Raw genomic sequence first — 15,471 nt, 5'->3', positions numbered from 1 at the left:
CGTTAACCATATGGCCGTAGGTCTCGCACCACATATTCCTCACGGCGGCGGTGTTGATGAACCGGCGATCACTTCTCATAGCTCTCTCGTCGAGCCTCGCGCTCGGCGGGTGCCTGCGCCCGGATTTCCGGACGGATCAGCTCGACGCCACGGGGACCGGCTCCATCGGGGCGCGCTACACCCTCTCGGCGGGCGACCGGTTGCGGGTCATCGTCTTCGGGCAGGACAACCTCTCGAACATCTACGCCGTCGATGGGGCCGGCAACATCGCCATGCCGCTCATCGGCCTCGTGAAGGTGGGGGGGCAGCCCACCAGCCAGGCGGCGCGCACGATCGAGACCAAGCTCGCCGCAGGCTTCGTGCGCGAGCCGCACGTCACCGTCGAGGTCGACGCCTATCGGCCGTTCTACATCCTGGGCGAGGTCACGACCTCGGGCCAGTACCCTTACGTCAACGGCATGGCCGTCGAGACCGCGGTGGCGATTGCCGCCGGGTTCGGCCCCCGGGCCGCGCGCGACTACGCGGTGCTCACCCGCGAGGGCCGGGACGGCCTCGTCTCGGGCATCGTGCCGATGACCTATCCCGTTCGCCCGGGCGACACGATCGTGATCAAGGAGCGGTTCTTCTGATCTGATCGGGCGCTTCTTCCGTGAGCGGTTAGGACTCGCCTAACCCCGTCCGCAACTCCCGCGTCCATCCAGGCGCCGGCGCCGTGTCCGTGCGCGCCTCGCGCGGCTGCCTTAACGATCCGCCCATCTCTCCGGCCTCAGGGTCAAGCAACGGCCGAGCGTCCCAGACGCTCGCGCCCCGTCGCTTGGAGTTCCCTGTCGTGCGTGCGTTCGCCCCCGGCCTCACCGATTCGAGCCGCTCCGTCCCAGTCCTGAACGCCGCTGTGGGCGGCCCGACCGAGCAGCGCATCCTGCACGTGTTCCGCGCGCCGGTCGGCGGCCTCTTCCGGCATGTGCTCGATCTCGCTCGCATTCAGGCCTCGACCGGGCATCAGGTCGGCCTCGTCTGCGATGCCTCCACCGGTGGCGAGCGCGCCGCCCGGGCCCTGGCCGACTTGGCGCCCTGTCTCGCGCTGGGCATCACCCGATTGCCGATGCGACGCAATCCGCACCCCTCCGACTTCCTCACCCTACGTGCCGTCTCGCGCCATGCCGAGGCGGTCGGCGCGACGGTGCTCCATGGCCACGGCGCCAAGGGCGGCGTCTATGCCCGCCTCGCGGTGGTACGGGGCGTGGATCCGATCCGCGCCTACACCCCTCACGGGGGCAGCTACAACTACAAGCCCGGCACCCTGAGCCATCGCCTCTACATGAGCATCGAGCGGGGTCTCGCCCTGCGAACGGACGTGTTCCTCTTCGAGAGCGAGTACGTGGCCGGCCGGCACCGGGCCTATGCGGGCGACCCGTACCGCATCACCCGTATCGTCCATAACGGGATCGCCGATGCCGAATTCGCCCCCGTGATCCCGGCCGAGGACCGCTACGACCTGCTCTATATCGGCGAGTTGCGCGACGCGAAGGGCGTGCCCTTCCTCCTCGATGCGCTCCTGCGCCTGCGCGCCGCGGGATATCCCTTGCGCCTCCTCATGGTGGGCTCGGGCCCCGATGCGGACCTCCTCGCCGCCCGCGTGGTGGAGATGGGGCTCGGCGAAGCGGTGGCGTTCGAGCCGCCCCAGGCGATCCGCGCGGTGCTGGCCCGCGGGCGCATCATGGTGGTGCCGTCGCTCGCCGAATCCCTGCCTTACGTGGTGCTCGAAGCCGCCGCCGCCTGCCAGCCCCTGGTCGCGACCAACGTGGGCGGGATCCCTGAGATCTTCGGACCTGCCGCCTCTCAGCTCGTCCCATCCCGCGACGGGAAGGCGCTCGCCGACGCCATCACGAAGATCCTCGATGCGGATCCCGAAACCACCCGCCTGCGCTTCGAAGCGCTCGCGGCCTCGGTCAAGGCGCGCTTCTCGATGACACGGATGGGTTCCGACGTGCTCTCCGGCTACGCCGCGGCCCTGCGCGCCCGGGCCGAGGCTGCCCGCCCGGCGATCGCCTCGACGATGCCGTGACCGGTTCCCGCCCCAACCCCTCGATCCGTGCGTGCCTGAAACCCGGAAGCCTGCCATGAGCGCCTTCGATGTCCGTGACCTGCTGGATGCGGCCGAGCGAACCGGCCAAGCGACCGCCCTGCCCCTCGCCGGGAGCCCGGCGCACACCCCGCCGGCCCTCCTGTCGCCGGTGGTGCTGGCCGGCTGCGTCCGGGTCGCCGAATTCCTGCTGATCGCCCTGACCGGCGTCGGAATCCATCAGGCCGAACTCGCCGGGATCGTGCCGCTCGCGCCCCAGTACCTCGTGGCCACGCTCGGTGCCGCAGCGCTCGCGGTGTTCCTGATCCAGGCCGGGGGCGCCTATCGGATCACGGCCCTGCGCACGCTGAAGAGCTCGATGCTGCGCCTGGCCGGGGCCTGGGCCCTCGCCTTCCTGATCGTCGCCACCGTCATGGTCTTTGCCAAGATCGCGGATCACTATTCCCGCATCTGGCTCGCGAGCTTTTTCGCCGGCGGGCTCGCCGCCCTCATGGTCGAGCGCTCCGCCGTGGCGTGGCTCATCGCGACGCAGATGCAGCGGGGCCATTTCGATCGGCGAACCGCCATCGTCGGCGGCGGAGTCGTGGCCGAGGAACTGATCCGGGCGCTGGACGCGCAAACCGATTCCGGTGTCCGCATCGTCGGCGTGTTCGACGATCGCGGCGACACCCGCTCCGACACCGTGGTGGCCGGCTACCCGAAGCTCGGCACCGTGAGCGACCTCGTCGCCTATGCCCGCAACACGCGCATCGACCTCATCATCGTCACGATCCCCATCAGTGCCGAGGACCGCATCCTGCAGATGCTGGCCAAGCTCTGGGTCCTGCCGATCGACATCCGCCTCTCGGCGCAGGCCTCGAAGCTCCGCCTGCGCCCCCGTGCCTATTCCTATCTCGGAAGCGTGCCGGTGCTCGACGTCTTCGACAAGCCGATGGCCGACTGGGACATCGTGACCAAGAGCGTCTTCGACCGCGTGGTCGGCCTGGCGATGCTACTCGCCCTGTCCCCTGTCATGCTCGGTGTCGCGCTTGCCGTGCGCCTGACCTCGCCGGGGCCGGTGCTGTTCCGCCAGAAGCGCTATGGCTTCAACAACGAGCTGATCGAAGTCTTCAAGTTCCGCTCCATGTACGTCAACCAGAGCGATGCCGGCGCGGCCAAGCTGGTGACCCGCGACGATCCCCGCGTCACGCCCGTGGGCCGGTTCATCCGCAAGACCTCGCTCGACGAGCTGCCGCAGCTCTTCAACGTCATCAAGGGCGAACTCTCCCTGGTCGGCCCCCGGCCCCACGCTCTCCAGGCCAAGGCCGCCAACACCCTCTACGATCAGGTCGTGGACGGCTACTTCGCCCGCCACAGGGTCAAACCCGGCATCACCGGCTGGGCCCAGGTCAACGGCTGGCGCGGCGAAACCGATACCAGCGACAAGATCCAGAAGCGCGTCGACCACGACCTGCATTACATCGAGAACTGGTCGATCCTCTTCGACATCCGGATCATGCTCTCGACCCCCGTCTCGCTGTTCCGGACCAAGAATGCTTACTGATCGGCTTCGGCGGCCCGCCTGAGCTGCCAGCAAACAAGTGCTCCCGACATGGAAAGGGCCGCGTCCGGGGATGGACGCGGCCCTTTCCATGTCGATATCCGGCCCGTGAGGAGGGCAGGTCTGCTCGGGCCTACGGCAGGGCGCCGGCCTTCTTCTTGGCCTCGGTCATCGTGTCCTCGCAGCCCTTCATGTCGCCGGCCTTGTCCTGCGCGCGGGCCTTCTTGATCAGGTCGCGCGCTTCCGAGACGCCACCGGCGCTGGCCGTCGTCGACGGATCGGTCGGCTTCACCTTCGGCGGCTGGGCGAGGGCCTTGTCCGAGTGCGAAGAGGTCGGGCCTCCGGGCGGCTCCTTGCCGGTGACCTGCTCGGCACCCGCGCTGTCGAGGCGACGCTCGATCGTGGCGATCTGCTCCGCGCATGAGGAGGCGAGGACGGGGCCAGCGGCGCCGAGCATCACGAGGGCGGCCGGCAGGACGAGTCTGATCCGTATCATGGGCTCTCCGAAGGGGCGGCTGCCCTCGGGGGACAGCCTGTTTCAGCAGGGTCGCCAGAGAAGCGCCGGCGGGTGAAGAGAGTTCCTTCGCATCGAGGGTCCCCCGGTATCCGGGTCTGCGGCTTTAAAGCGCGTGGCCGCAACGGCGAGATATTCCTTCCTGCCGAGGGGGGATCGCCGTCCGGGTCGGCAGCCTTGGGTTCGGCCGCCGTGAGGCGGGCGTTCGGATTCCTTCGCATCCGGCGGGCTGCCCCTGTCGAGGTCGAAGGCAGCGACATCGGCAGCGATGACGGCGGACAGGAGAGACGACATGGATGCACATTCCGCTTCGTGAGGGCAGGTCGCCGACCGTCTCACCGAACAGCCCCCTGACGAACGAAGAGCGGCGCGGATCCTGGGATCCGCGCCGCTCTTGTTGGTCATTTGCCGGTGCGTCTGTCCGACCCCGCCGGACTCGGTTGCCGGGGGAGTTTGCGCCGGGGGCTTGGTGTTGGGGGCTTGGCGCCGCGCGGATCGAACGGAAACCCGATCAGTACTTGCGGATGATCGGCTCGGCCATCGGCACGGGGTCCGGACCGAAGGCGTAGCGCAGGCCGCCATAGATCGACAGCGGTTGAGCGAGCGTCGTCGTGCGCACGTCGCTGACCGGGTAGCGGTTGGCGACGAGACCCGGCTCGAAGAAGGTGCCGAACGTGGTGTAGCGGTTGTTGGTGAGGTTGGTGATCAGGCCGAAGACCTGGAGGTTCGGCGTGATCTGGTAGCTCGTGTTGAGACCCAGCACGTAGTACGGGGGCAGCTTGCGGTTGAGGTTCGACTCATCGCCTCGGAAGTAGGACGAGGAGAAGGCCTGCAGGTTCATGCCGAACCGCCAGCCCGGCAGGACCGTGTACTCGAAGCCGACCTTGAACTGATGGTTGGGGATCAGGGGGACCTGCTTGCGGGGCGTCACCAGGATCTCTCCCGGGTTGCCGTCAGCGTCCTCCGTGGCGAAGGGGTTGTTCGGCGAGGATAGGGTTCCCGTGAACCGGAAGGTCGCGTCGATCAGGGCATAGTTCGCGTAGACCGAGAGGTCGCCGCGGCTGTACTCGCCGCCGACCTCGATGCCCTGGCGCCGGGTTGCCGGAACGTTGACGAAGTAGCCGCGCGCCGCATTGCCGGGGGTCGCGAGCTGCAGGATGTCGTTGGTGAGGTCGTTGCGGAAGGCGCTGACCTTATAGGTGAGCAGACCGCCGTCATAGAAGTTCGGGATCGCGCCCCGGATGCCGACCTCGTAGTTCTGGGCGGTGACTTGCTTCAGCGGCGGGTCGGCGACCAACGAGTTCGGCAGGAGGCAGGGCCGCTCGGGATTCGCGCAGGCCAGTTCCAGCGGGGTCGGGGCGCGATTCGACTCGGAGTAGCTGCCGAAGAGCGAGAGGCCGGGCGTGAACCGATAGGTCAGGCCCGCCAGCGGGTTCACCTTCGTGAAGTAGTGCGTGCCGTTGACGTCCGGCGAGAAGCCGGTCTGGTCGGTGGTGGAGACGCGCGCGAAGTTCAGGCGGGCACCCGCCGTGAGCGAGAGCGCGTCGGTGAGGTCGATCGTATCCGTGGCGTAAACGCCCATGTAGAGGTTCGAGCCGATCACCGAACTCGGTGCGATACCGAGCGCGGCGTCCGTGCGCAGTTGGTTGGCGCCGAGACCTGGGACCAATCCATAGGTCGGGTTGTTCGGGTTCGTGGTGACGGACAGGTCGGGGTTGATGATGCCCAGCGTGCTCGACGACTTGTAGCTGTAATCCGCGACATCGATGCTGCCGCCGACGACGAAGCTGTTGCCGAAGCCGAAGATCCGGTCGCGGTTGGCGGCCTGGAGCGAGCCCCCGTAACCGGTCGCTTCCGTCCGTGTCACGTCGAGCGTCCCGTAGGGGACGCCGCGCGTGAGTCCGGCCTCGCGCGTGAACGGGATCAACTGCCCGTTGGCGCCGCGGATTCGGAGCTGATCGGACGTCACGCTTTCGGGGAAACCGTCATCGTCGAAGCGCAGGGCGTTGGGCGTCGTGCAGGAATTGCCGCAACGCTCGAACTCGGCGTCGTTGCCGTCGATGTATTGCTGGCTGAAGCGGCGGAAATAGGCGTTGCCGGCGAGATCCCAGGTCGGCGAGATGTCGACCCGGCCGGTGAGCTGCAGGGTTCCGAGTTGGGTGGTGGTGGTCTGCGGATAGGTGAAGATCGCCCGCGGATCGGCATGGGTGAAGTCGACCGGCGTCGCGGCGGCGGCACCGAAGAACGTCCGGGCGAAGTTCCCGATCAGGTGGAACTCGGAATCGGGGGTGCGGTAGCCGAGGTCGGTGTAGATGCGGCCGATCGTGCTGGGCGACTGGAAGCGCCAGCCCCGGTCGTTGAGGCCGTCGCCGTTGAAGTAGAAGCTCCACGGCCCGATCATCTTGCCGTATTCGAGGCCGCCGGCCACGCGGCCATCCGAACCGCCGAGCGCGGTAACCTCGGCCCCCTGCCAGGTGAAGCCGTTCTTCATCTGGATGTTGATCGCCCCGCCCAGGGCGTTGAGGCCGAAGACCGGGTTGCTCGTGACCACGTCGATGCGCTGGATCGCCGAGGGCGGAATTAGGTCGAGGTTGACCGTGTCGCCGAACGCTTCGTTGATGCGCACGCCGTTCTGGTACACGGCCAGGCCCTGGGGCACGCCAGTCACCGGCGAGGCCTGGAAGCCGCGATAGTTGATGTCGAGGCGGTTGTTGTTGCCCTGCGAGTCGGACAGGTTGAGGCCCGGTGTCCGACGCGCCAGCGTGGCGACCGCATTGAAGGTGCCGCGATCGATGTCGAGATCGGCCGCCGTGACCGTCTCGACGGTGCTCGGGATCTTGTAGAGGGGCTGCGCACCGCCGCGCAGGCGCGGCTCGGCCGACACCGGAACCTGACCGAAGGGCGCCGTCACGACGGGATCACGGCTGAGCGAGCTTCCCCCCGCGCCGACAGGGGTGGTCGCCACGACGCTGAGTTCGCTCAAGCTCACCGCCTGCTGCCCGCCCGCGCCCTGTGCCAGGGCGGCACCCGGCACCAAAGCCACAGAAAAGAGCAGGCTGCCTCGCAGCGTCCGCTTCGTCATCCCCAGACCCTCGATCTTCCGCCCCTCGTTCTCGGGGGCTTGTCGAATGCATCCTTGCGAGGATCGTCATTGAACGACAATCGGGGACCGGCACATATTCAGCGTTGGAGCCCTATCGCATCAATCTTCGTCTGCCGTCGTGGCGCAGCAGCAACATTTTATCGCTTTATTTCAGGGACTTAAGGACGTTCCGGCAAGCGGTTCGGGATAAAGTGGCAATGCCTTTCCGGGTGCTGAGCCGGTTCGCGCGGGCAGGCCGACACTTCAGTGAAGCGAGATTTCTGCTGCGACGCCGGGGCTCGCCGTACTGGGAGCCCCTTGCGCCTAGCCCGCCTAGAGCCGGGCCTGGATGCGGCGGGCGACCTCGCCGAGGCGCTGTTCCAGCAGGGTGGGCACCTCGCAGACATAAGTCAGGGACTGGCTGCGCTCCTGGAAGATGCGCCGGTCCCAGGTGAACTTGGTCTCCAACTCCGAGGCGTCCTTGGGAATGTCGCGGGCATCCTGCGCGCTCGGCGCGTCCTTGGTGGCGCTGATCTGGTCGGCCTCCTCGCGGATACGCTCGGCCATGCGGCGCTGACCCTGTGCGTAGCGGCCGATGCCCGCGATGACCTTGCTGCGCTCACCGTTGATGACCTCAAACACGCCGGCGAAGACGCGGGTGAGGCGCTTCTCCTTCTCGGCGCCCGCCTTGGCCACGAAATCGTCGAGGAGCGGGTCGACCTCCGACAGGGCGGTGCGGCGCGAGGCGATCTTCTGGGCAAGGGCCGCGGCCTCGAAATCGTCGCCCCAGGGGCCAGCGGCCTCAAGATCCGGCCCGGTCCAGACTGTGCCGGGGCTCAAGGTCGAGACCTTGCGCTGGACGCAGGGCCAATCGGGATCGCCCTTGGGCTGGGCGAGGGCTGGGCCGGCACCGAGGCCGAGGAGGGCGAGGCCCGCGAGCGCACGGGCGGGGTTCAGGGACAGGACCATCAGGCGTTATCTCCGGCCGGGCCACCGCGCCGGGCCATGATGCCACGGCCGGGATCGTAGGCGACGACGGCGAGGGTGAAGAAGGCGAGGGTGGTGCCCACGACCACCGCGCAGGCGATTGGCGCGAACTGCCCGTAGAGGGCGAAGCGCACGAGTTGCACAGCGTGGGAGAAGGGGTTGAGCTGGCAGATCCAGTACAGCGTTTCTGAGGATTCGCGGATCCGCCAGAGCGGATAGAGCGCGGACGAGGCGAAGAACATCGGGAAGATCACGAAGTTCATCACGCTGGCGAAATTCTCGAGCTGCTTGACCATGGAGGACAGGAGCAGCCCGATGGCGCCGAGCATCAGCCCCGAGGCGATGAAGGCCGGCAGCGCCGCGAGGTAGCCGAGCGCCGGGATGTCGAGTTCCCAGAACCAGGCGATCGCGAGGAACGCGTAGGCCTGCACCACCGAGACGGTGACGCCCGCGACGAGCTTTGCCAGCAGCAGCAGCCAGCGCGGATAGGGGCTGGTCAGCAGCACCTTCATGGAGCCGACCTCGCGGTCGTAGACCATCGAGAGCGAGGATTGCATGCCGTTGAAGAGCTGGATCATCACCGCGAGGCCGGGCACCACGTAGACCTCGTAGAGCACGTAGGTCTGGTAGGGCGGCTCGATGGAGACGCCGAGGGTGTTGCGGAAGCCCGCCGCGAAGATGAACAGCCAGACGAGGGGGCGCACCAGGGCCGAGAAGAAGCGCTCCTTCTGGTTGAAGAAGCGCAGCAATTCACGACGCACGATGCCGCCGAGGCAGATCAGGTAGCCGATCGCATCGAGACGCCCGAGATGGGGCACCGCCGCCTCCGCCGGGGCGGCGCCGAGCGGGCGCGGGGTCGCGCCGGTGGTCGGATGCGTGCTCATGCAGCCTGCCGTGCGGGTTCGGCAACGAGGCGGCGGAAGGCCGCCTCCAGGGTCTCGTCGCCCCGCGCGATGGATCCGGCGGTTCCGCGGGCGACGATGCGGCCCCGGTGCAGCACGACCGCGTCGTCGCCTGGGTCGATCTCCTCGAAGATGTGCGTGGCCCAGAGCACCGACAATCCCTCCTCCCGCACCAGGGCGCGGACGATGGCGACGATGTCGGCACGCGATTCGAGGTCGAGGCCGACGGTGGGCTCGTCGAGGAGCAGGAGGCGGGGTTCGTGGACCAGGGAGCGCGCGATCTCGATGCGGCGGGCCTGCCCGCCCGAGAGGGTCCGGACCTTGTCGTCGCGCCGGTCGGCGAGGCCCACGCGGTCGAGGAGCGCGGCGATCCGCGCCTTGGCGGCGCGGCGGGCGATGCCGTGCAGGCTGGCGTGGTACAGGAGGTTCTGCGCCACGGTGAGGTCGGTATCGAGGGTTCGGGCCTGGAACACCACGCCGAGACGGGCCAGCGCCCGGCTCGGTTCCCGGTCGAGGGCGTGGCCGAGGATCGAGACCCGGCCGTCCTGGTTCGAATAGAGCCGGGTGATCACCGAGAACAGGGTTGTCTTGCCGGCCCCGTTCGGTCCGAGCAGGGCGGTGAACCGCCCCCGCGCCACGGTGAGCGAGACGTCCGACAGGGCGGCCCGCGCGCCGAAGCGATGGCTGACATTGGCGACTTCGAGGGCAGCGCTCATGGCTTGAGCGCCCGGCGGGCATCGCCCACCGCGTCCAGGCACTCGTCGAACTCGCCCTCTCCCAACTCCCGCTCGGCCACCCGCAGGGCCTTCTTCAGCTTGGGCAGGGCCGTCTCCGGGGCAGGCTTGGCGAGTTCGGCCCGGATCATCGCGATCCCGTCGAGGCAGGCGGCCTTGTCGTCGGCCCGGGCCGGGGACATCGCCACCAAGGTGGCGAGGGCGAGGAGGCTCACGCGCATCGAACCGCTCCTACTTCACGATGAACTTGCCGGTCATGCCCTTGGACTCGAGGCCATGCACGGACCAGGCATATTCGCCGGGCTTGATGGTCACGAACTCGATGGCGATCTCGCCGGGATCATCGAATTCGAGGTGGTCCGGCGGCCCGCTGCCGTGGATCTCCAAGTGCTGGATAACGATCTGGTTGAACCAGACGTTGCGGAAGAACTCGGTGGCGTAGAACTTGTACTCCTGACGGCCCTTGGCGACGATGCGCAGCCGGTAGGCCTTGCCGGATTCGAGTTCGATCTCCCGGTTCTCCACGACGAAGTCGTTGCCCTCCTCGTTGCCGAGCACGAGGTCGGGCAGGTTCTGGCGCTTCTTCGTCAGGTCGAGGGCGTAGGCCGTTCCCGTGGCCAGAACGGCCACCAGGGCGAGCGCGGTGAGCCGCATCGTCCGCTTCATGTCGTCATCCTCCCGTTCGCCGCCCTGGGGCGGTGCCGCCGTGGGGCGGTCGTCGCTTTCGATCTCGTGGGGCCCTCCGCCCCCTTGTGGGGCGGAGTCGGAGGTGGGGGTGGTCGGGCGGCCCTCAAGGTGCGGAGGCCGGCGGAACCACCCCCACTCCGAACCTCTCCTCACAAGCCGGACGGATCACGGGCTTGCCCGAGATCCGCTGGGGAGAGGAACGCGCCTAGTTCGGCGAGACCGCGACGCCCCAGGGCAGCAGCCCCACGGGAATGCTCTTCACCACCTTCTCGGCCGCCACATCGACCACCGAGATGTCGTTGGAGGAGCCGTTGGTGGAGAACAGCAGCTTCTGGTCCGGCGTGAAGGCGAGCTGCCAGACGCGCTGGCCCACGGGCAGGTACTTCTCCACCGCGTAGGATTTCGCGTCGATCACCGCGATGCGGTTGGCGGGCCCGAGGGCCACGAAGGCCTTGGCGCCATCCTTGGTGATGCGGATGCCGACGGGCTGGATCGCCTCGTCGTTCACGCTCGGAATCTTGAAGGTGATCTTCTTGACCACGCGGCGCGCGGCCACGTCGATCACGCTGATGGTGCCGCCGACCTCCGCCGAGACCCAGAGGAACTTTCCGTCCGCCGTAAACTCGGCAAAGCGCGGGCGGGCATCCACCAGCACGTTGTCGATCACCGCGAAGGTCGTGGTGTCGATGAAGTGGGCCATGTTGGTGGTCTCGGAGGTGTTCACCAGGATCCTGCCGTCCGGTGACAGGCCCATCCCCTCGGGCTCGACGCCCACCGGCACCTCGGCCATGACCTTGTTCTTCTCGATGTCGATGACCGTGACCTGGCTGTCGTCCTCGTTGGCGACGTAGAGCAGGTTGCCGGTCGGTCCGAGGATGAACTGCTCGGGGTCGGGGCCCGAGCGCAGGGAGCGCACCACCTTGCCGGTTGCGGAGTCGAGCACATCGATGCGGTCGTCGTCGCTGGCGCAGACGAACAGTTCCTTGCCGTCCTTGCTGGTGGTGACGCCCCGCGGACGCCGGCCGACCTTCCAGGTCCCGGTCACGGCGAGCGTCTCGGTGTCGATGACGCTGACCGAGTTGCCCTTCTCGTTCGTGACATAGACCGTGTAGGCCTGCGCCTGCGCGGCACCGAGCGTCGTTCCGGCGAGCATCGCCAGCGTCAGCATCGTTCCGGACGCGCCTGCCCTGAAGCCGCGGCTCATGGGGTTCCTCCTCGGGGCCATCGCTGTCTCGTGCGCGATTGGATGGGCGTTACTATAGTGCAGCCCCGTCTCACGGGGAGCGCGCGACTGCAAGCGGGCGGGGGACCGTGTTGCCGCAGGTGATCCGGCCGAGCCGGACCTCGCGCGAACGTGACGGGGTCAGTCGGGAAACTTGCAGGCGGTTTCCGGCAGGTCGATGCCGAGGGTGTCCAGGGGCGTTCGCTGGTGGGTGAAACCCTGCTCGGGTGCGACCGAGACCATGGCTTTAGGCTGCACCACGATGACCGGCTGGCGCAGCTGATGGTCCCAGGGACGATAGGTCAGCGACACGCCCTTGTAGGCCGGCAGGCTGAAGGCCGGATCGGCGAAGAAGGGGGCGAGCACACCCGGATCGGCCGTCCGTTTCTGCGTGGCGGCCTCGCCCACCGAGCGCACCGCCGCCCAAGCCTGGTAGTCGAGGGGGCGCATCAGCCGCCCCGACTGGCGCCGGAACCGGTTCTGGGCCTGGGCCGCGCCCCAAGTCTCCAGGGTCGGATGCCAGGTCGCGGCGATGAGCCCCTGCGTACCGGCCACCGGACGCGGATCGACGGTCCGGAAGGGGACGTAGTCGCCCCAGTCTCCCGCCTCGTCCGCCACGACGGCGATGTCGTAGTCGAGCCCCCGCGTGAAGACCATCGCCTCGGAACGGGTCGGCGTGTCGCCGCGCGCCTTGGCAAGGGGCCCGAAGGTCCAGGGCTTCTCCGCGTTGATCTTCAGGGCGAATTTTTTGGCGGAGTTCCGGAAGGCGTCCGCGTAGAGCCGGTCGTTCTCCCCCGGCCCGACGATGAGGAACATCTTGCGCCAGCGCATCAGGGTGAAGAATTGCGCCAGGGCATCGGTCTGCATCGCCCGGCTGGGGATGACGTGGAACACGTTGCGCCGGCAATCGGCCCCGCGCAGGCGGTCGTCGGGAGCCGCGACGTTGAAGACCGTGACGCCCTGCCCCTTCACCGCATCCGCGACGGCGAGCAGGTCGGCGGCCGGCAGTGCCACCACGAGGTAGCGGATGCCCCGCCCGGCGAGGTCGCGGGCCGCTTCGCCGGCGGATTTTTCGCCCGCGAGGGCGACCTCCTCGAGCAGGTAGGTCTGCCTGGTGAAGCGGCCGGTGTTGTTGTTGTCCTTGACCGCCATCCGCGCGCCCGCCACGCCCTCGTCCTCGGGAATTGCCTCCGCGTCGTAGGAGGAGGGCGCGGGCTCGGGCCGATAGATCATCCCGATTCGCGTCTCGCTCGGGGGGATCGCGGCGGGCGGCGCAGCGTCCTGCGCCGAGGCCGGGACGGATCCGCACAGCCCGAGGCCGAGGGCGAGCGGGACGAGGAGGAGGCGCGCGGGATTGGGCATGTGGCGGGCAGGCTAACAACATTGCGCCGGGCCGCTCAATCGCCGAGTCATAAGAGATCCATGAGGATGGGATTGCGAGAGGGCGGCACAGAAACCTCGGGCCGGCCGCGCGCGTCCTGAGTCAGGGGCATGGACGATTGGGGTGGCACGGGACGATTTGCGCGCCACGGCGTTTCCGGGCAGATCTCGCGGATCGGTTGGAAGCGGCGGGATCGTGAGGCCCGCCGGCGCGTTCCCATGGTCCCCTTCGTCACGACCTCCAGCGGAGAGCTTTGCCCATGGCCCCGTCTCCGGTCCGCTTCCGTCTCGGGCTCGGCGCCGCGCTCGCAGCGAGTGTCCTCGCCGCACCGGCCTCCGCCGCGCCGGAAAAGGCTGCGATCTTCGGCGTCGAACTGTTCGATCCCGGCGTTGTCGGCGGGCGGAAAGCCCGGCCGGACGAGGTCCGGCGCCTGGGGCTGGTGACGGATGAGCTGCGCAGGGCGCTCGGCGACAGCGTCGAGCCCGTCGACGTCGCACCCCAGGCGGCCGAGATCGCCAAGCAGGCCCCGCTCTACAAGTGCGACGGCTGTGCCGCCGCCATCGCCAAGACCCTGGGAGCGGAGCTGGCCGTCAGCGGCTATGTCGAGAAGGGCTCCAACCAGATCTTCAATCTCACCGTTACCATCGCGGAGGCCGGCACCGGCAAGGTCATCCGGGGCGGCCGCGTGGTGATCCGCGCGGACACGGATGACACCTGGGCGCACGCCATGCGCTGGGTGGTCAAGAACCGGCTCCTGGCCGAGCCCCTGCCGAACCGCTCCTGACGGCGCGGCGTTACGACATCGAGGATTTGCGTCATCCCACGCGCATGTTCTAGGCCCGGATCCCGGATGCGTGCCGCGAAGCCGAGCCCGAACCGAATTTGCCCCGGCCGCGCCACGACAGGCGCGGCGCTTCCCGACCCGGGCGTCGTCGATGGTCTCCCCGAGACCCCGAGCAACCGAAACCCGTGCTGATGTCCCTGTCCCGCGTTTCCTCGCCCTTCGATCCGGCCGACACCGATCCGCGCCTCCTCGTGAGCGTGCGCGACGCCGACGAGGCGGCGCTCGCTGCCCTTGCGGGCGTCGATCTCATCGATGCCAAGGATCCGTCGCGCGGTGCCCTCGGTGCCCTGTCGCCCGGTCACGTCCGTGCCATCGTGGCGCGGGTGGAGGGGCGTGCCCTCACCAGCGCGGTGGCGGGAGAACCCGATCCGGCCGGGCTCGCGCCCTGCATCGAGGCGATGGCCGACACGGGCGTTGCCTTCGTGAAGGTGGCGGTGCGGCCCGCCTTGACGGGGGACGAACTTGCCCGGGCGGCGTCCGCCGCGCCCGGCCGCCTCATCGCGGTCCTGTTCGCTGAGGATCACCGCACGGACGACCTCGTGCCGCGCCTGAGCCAGGCCGGCTTCCTCGGAGCGATGATCGACACCGCCGGCAAGGACGGGCGCCGGCTCACCGACCACCTGCCTTTGACGGTGCTCGGCGCCTTCGTCGAGGCCTGCCGGTCCCACGGGCTCGTCTCGGGTCTCGCCGGATCGCTGGCGCTTCCGGACATCGATCGCCTGGCCCCCCTCGGCGCGCATTACCTCGGCTTTCGCGGCGGCCTCTGCGCGGCGGGCGACCGCACGCGCGGCCTCGATCCCGCCCGCGTGGCGGAGGCGGTGCGCGTTCTGCGAGCCCGAGCCCGGCAGGACGCCGCCTGATGCGGGCCGCCCCCTCCTCCATGGTCGTCAAGCTCGGCGGCAGCCTTGCCGGAGATGGCGGTCGCCTGCGGGCATGGCTCGCGCACTTGGCGGCGGGCGCGGCAGGGCCCTGCATCCTCGTTCCCGGCGGGGGTGCCCTCGCCGATGCGGTGCGGACGACGCAAGGCGCGCTGGGCTTCTCCGACGCCCTCGCACACCGCCTCGCCCTCGACGCCATGGGCCGCATGGCCGAGGTTTTTCACGCGTTGGAGCCCCGTCTCGTGGTGGCCCCTGATGAGGCCGCCCTCGCGACAACCCTTGCGGCGGGCCGGATCCCGGTCTGGGATCCGGTGGCCCTGAAAGCCGGGCATCCGGACATCCCGGAGACCTGGGACCTCACCTCCGACAGCCTCGCGCTCTGGCTGGCCACCGCCGTCGAGGCGCCGTTGTGCCGCCTCGTGAAATCCGCCGATGCCCCGGCAGGGGCGGACTGGGCCGGGCTAGCCCGGATCGGCCTCGTGGACGCCGCCTTTCCGGCCTTCGCGGCGCGCTATGCCGGGCGCATCGAGATCCTCGGCCCCGGCGCCGACCGCTGGAGGGCCGCCGCGTGAGCAGCCCTGAGCCGCTTCCGCCCGAGCACCTCGTCTTCATCACCG

At 68.8% G+C, this 15,471-nt stretch carries 15 protein-coding genes; 6 read left to right on the top strand and 9 right to left on the bottom strand.

What is annotated here, in order from left to right; all coding sequences use genetic code 11:
• Positions 1–56 precede the first annotated feature (56 nt).
• The 3 genes from OF380_RS21115 to OF380_RS21105 all read left to right on the top strand — a co-directional run bounded on the left by OF380_RS21115 (position 57) and on the right by OF380_RS21105 (position 3,626).
• Entirely contained in the window at positions 57–629 is a 573-nt protein-coding gene (locus tag OF380_RS21115; protein WP_264047288.1) for a polysaccharide biosynthesis/export family protein, read from the top strand.
• 251 nt (positions 630–880) lie between these two features.
• Positions 881–2,065 carry a glycosyltransferase family 4 protein gene (locus OF380_RS21110; RefSeq protein ID WP_264051421.1) on the top strand — a complete coding sequence of 395 codons (1,185 nt, stop codon included), beginning with the start codon at positions 881–883 and terminating at the stop codon, positions 2,063–2,065.
• Positions 2,066–2,120: 55 nt separating this feature from the next.
• Complete coding sequence (locus OF380_RS21105) at positions 2,121–3,626, top strand: undecaprenyl-phosphate glucose phosphotransferase (protein ID WP_264047285.1); 1,506 nt, start codon at positions 2,121–2,123, stop codon at positions 3,624–3,626.
• 130 nt (positions 3,627–3,756) lie between these two features.
• Here OF380_RS21105 and OF380_RS21100 read toward each other — a convergent pair whose 3' ends face one another.
• The 9 genes from OF380_RS21100 to OF380_RS21060 all read right to left on the bottom strand — a co-directional run bounded on the left by OF380_RS21100 (position 3,757) and on the right by OF380_RS21060 (position 13,113).
• A complete protein-coding gene (locus OF380_RS21100; RefSeq protein WP_264051420.1) occupies positions 3,757–4,116 on the bottom strand; it encodes a hypothetical protein in 360 nt (119 codons plus the stop codon).
• A 532-nt stretch (positions 4,117–4,648) separates the two neighbouring features.
• On the bottom strand, positions 4,649–7,219 hold the full coding sequence (locus OF380_RS21095; RefSeq protein ID WP_264047283.1) for a TonB-dependent receptor: 2,571 nt from the start codon (positions 7,217–7,219) through the stop codon (positions 4,649–4,651).
• A 333-nt stretch (positions 7,220–7,552) separates the two neighbouring features.
• On the bottom strand, positions 7,553–8,188 hold the full coding sequence (locus OF380_RS21090; protein WP_264047281.1) for a hypothetical protein: 636 nt from the start codon (positions 8,186–8,188) through the stop codon (positions 7,553–7,555).
• The gene (locus OF380_RS21085; protein ID WP_264047278.1) at positions 8,188–9,090 is read right to left on the bottom strand and encodes an ABC transporter permease; all 903 of its coding nucleotides are present in this window, start codon (positions 9,088–9,090) and stop codon (positions 8,188–8,190) included. Before OF380_RS21085 ends, OF380_RS21090 begins: the two co-directional genes overlap by 1 nt.
• A complete protein-coding gene (locus OF380_RS21080) occupies positions 9,087–9,824 on the bottom strand; it encodes an ABC transporter ATP-binding protein (RefSeq protein WP_264047275.1) in 738 nt (245 codons plus the stop codon). The genes OF380_RS21085 and OF380_RS21080 overlap by 4 nt, the downstream gene beginning before the upstream one ends.
• Positions 9,821–10,063, bottom strand: coding sequence for a hypothetical protein (locus OF380_RS21075; protein WP_264047273.1), 243 nt, complete (start codon positions 10,061–10,063; stop codon positions 9,821–9,823). The genes OF380_RS21080 and OF380_RS21075 overlap by 4 nt, the downstream gene beginning before the upstream one ends.
• Before the next feature lie 10 nt (positions 10,064–10,073).
• The gene (locus OF380_RS21070; RefSeq protein WP_404810484.1) at positions 10,074–10,508 is read right to left on the bottom strand and encodes a cupredoxin domain-containing protein; all 435 of its coding nucleotides are present in this window, start codon (positions 10,506–10,508) and stop codon (positions 10,074–10,076) included.
• A 226-nt stretch (positions 10,509–10,734) separates the two neighbouring features.
• Positions 10,735–11,697 carry a YVTN family beta-propeller repeat protein gene (locus OF380_RS21065; protein WP_264051418.1) on the bottom strand — a complete coding sequence of 321 codons (963 nt, stop codon included), beginning with the start codon at positions 11,695–11,697 and terminating at the stop codon, positions 10,735–10,737.
• Positions 11,698–11,892: 195 nt separating this feature from the next.
• Positions 11,893–13,113: an ABC transporter substrate-binding protein gene (locus OF380_RS21060; RefSeq protein WP_264047272.1), complete on the bottom strand. Its 1,221-nt coding sequence runs from the start codon at positions 13,111–13,113 to the stop codon at positions 11,893–11,895.
• A 278-nt stretch (positions 13,114–13,391) separates the two neighbouring features.
• Between OF380_RS21060 and OF380_RS21055 the strand changes: the two genes are divergently transcribed.
• From OF380_RS21055 to OF380_RS21045, 3 genes are all read left to right on the top strand, one after another.
• Entirely contained in the window at positions 13,392–13,916 is a 525-nt protein-coding gene (locus OF380_RS21055; protein WP_264047270.1) for a DUF3280 domain-containing protein, read from the top strand.
• A gap of 191 nt (positions 13,917–14,107) precedes the next feature.
• Positions 14,108–14,836, top strand: coding sequence for a (5-formylfuran-3-yl)methyl phosphate synthase (locus OF380_RS21050; RefSeq protein WP_264047268.1), 729 nt, complete (start codon positions 14,108–14,110; stop codon positions 14,834–14,836).
• The gene (locus OF380_RS21045) at positions 14,836–15,426 is read left to right on the top strand and encodes an amino acid kinase family protein (protein WP_264047266.1); all 591 of its coding nucleotides are present in this window, start codon (positions 14,836–14,838) and stop codon (positions 15,424–15,426) included. The genes OF380_RS21050 and OF380_RS21045 overlap by 1 nt, the downstream gene beginning before the upstream one ends.
• The last annotated feature ends 45 nt before the right edge of the window (positions 15,427–15,471 follow it).

Origin of the sequence: Methylobacterium sp. FF17, from assembly GCF_025813715.1 — a bacterium.
GTDB classification, from domain to species: Bacteria; Pseudomonadota; Alphaproteobacteria; order Rhizobiales; family Beijerinckiaceae; genus Methylobacterium; species Methylobacterium flocculans.
This window is presented reverse-complemented; position numbering and strand designations above follow the sequence as displayed.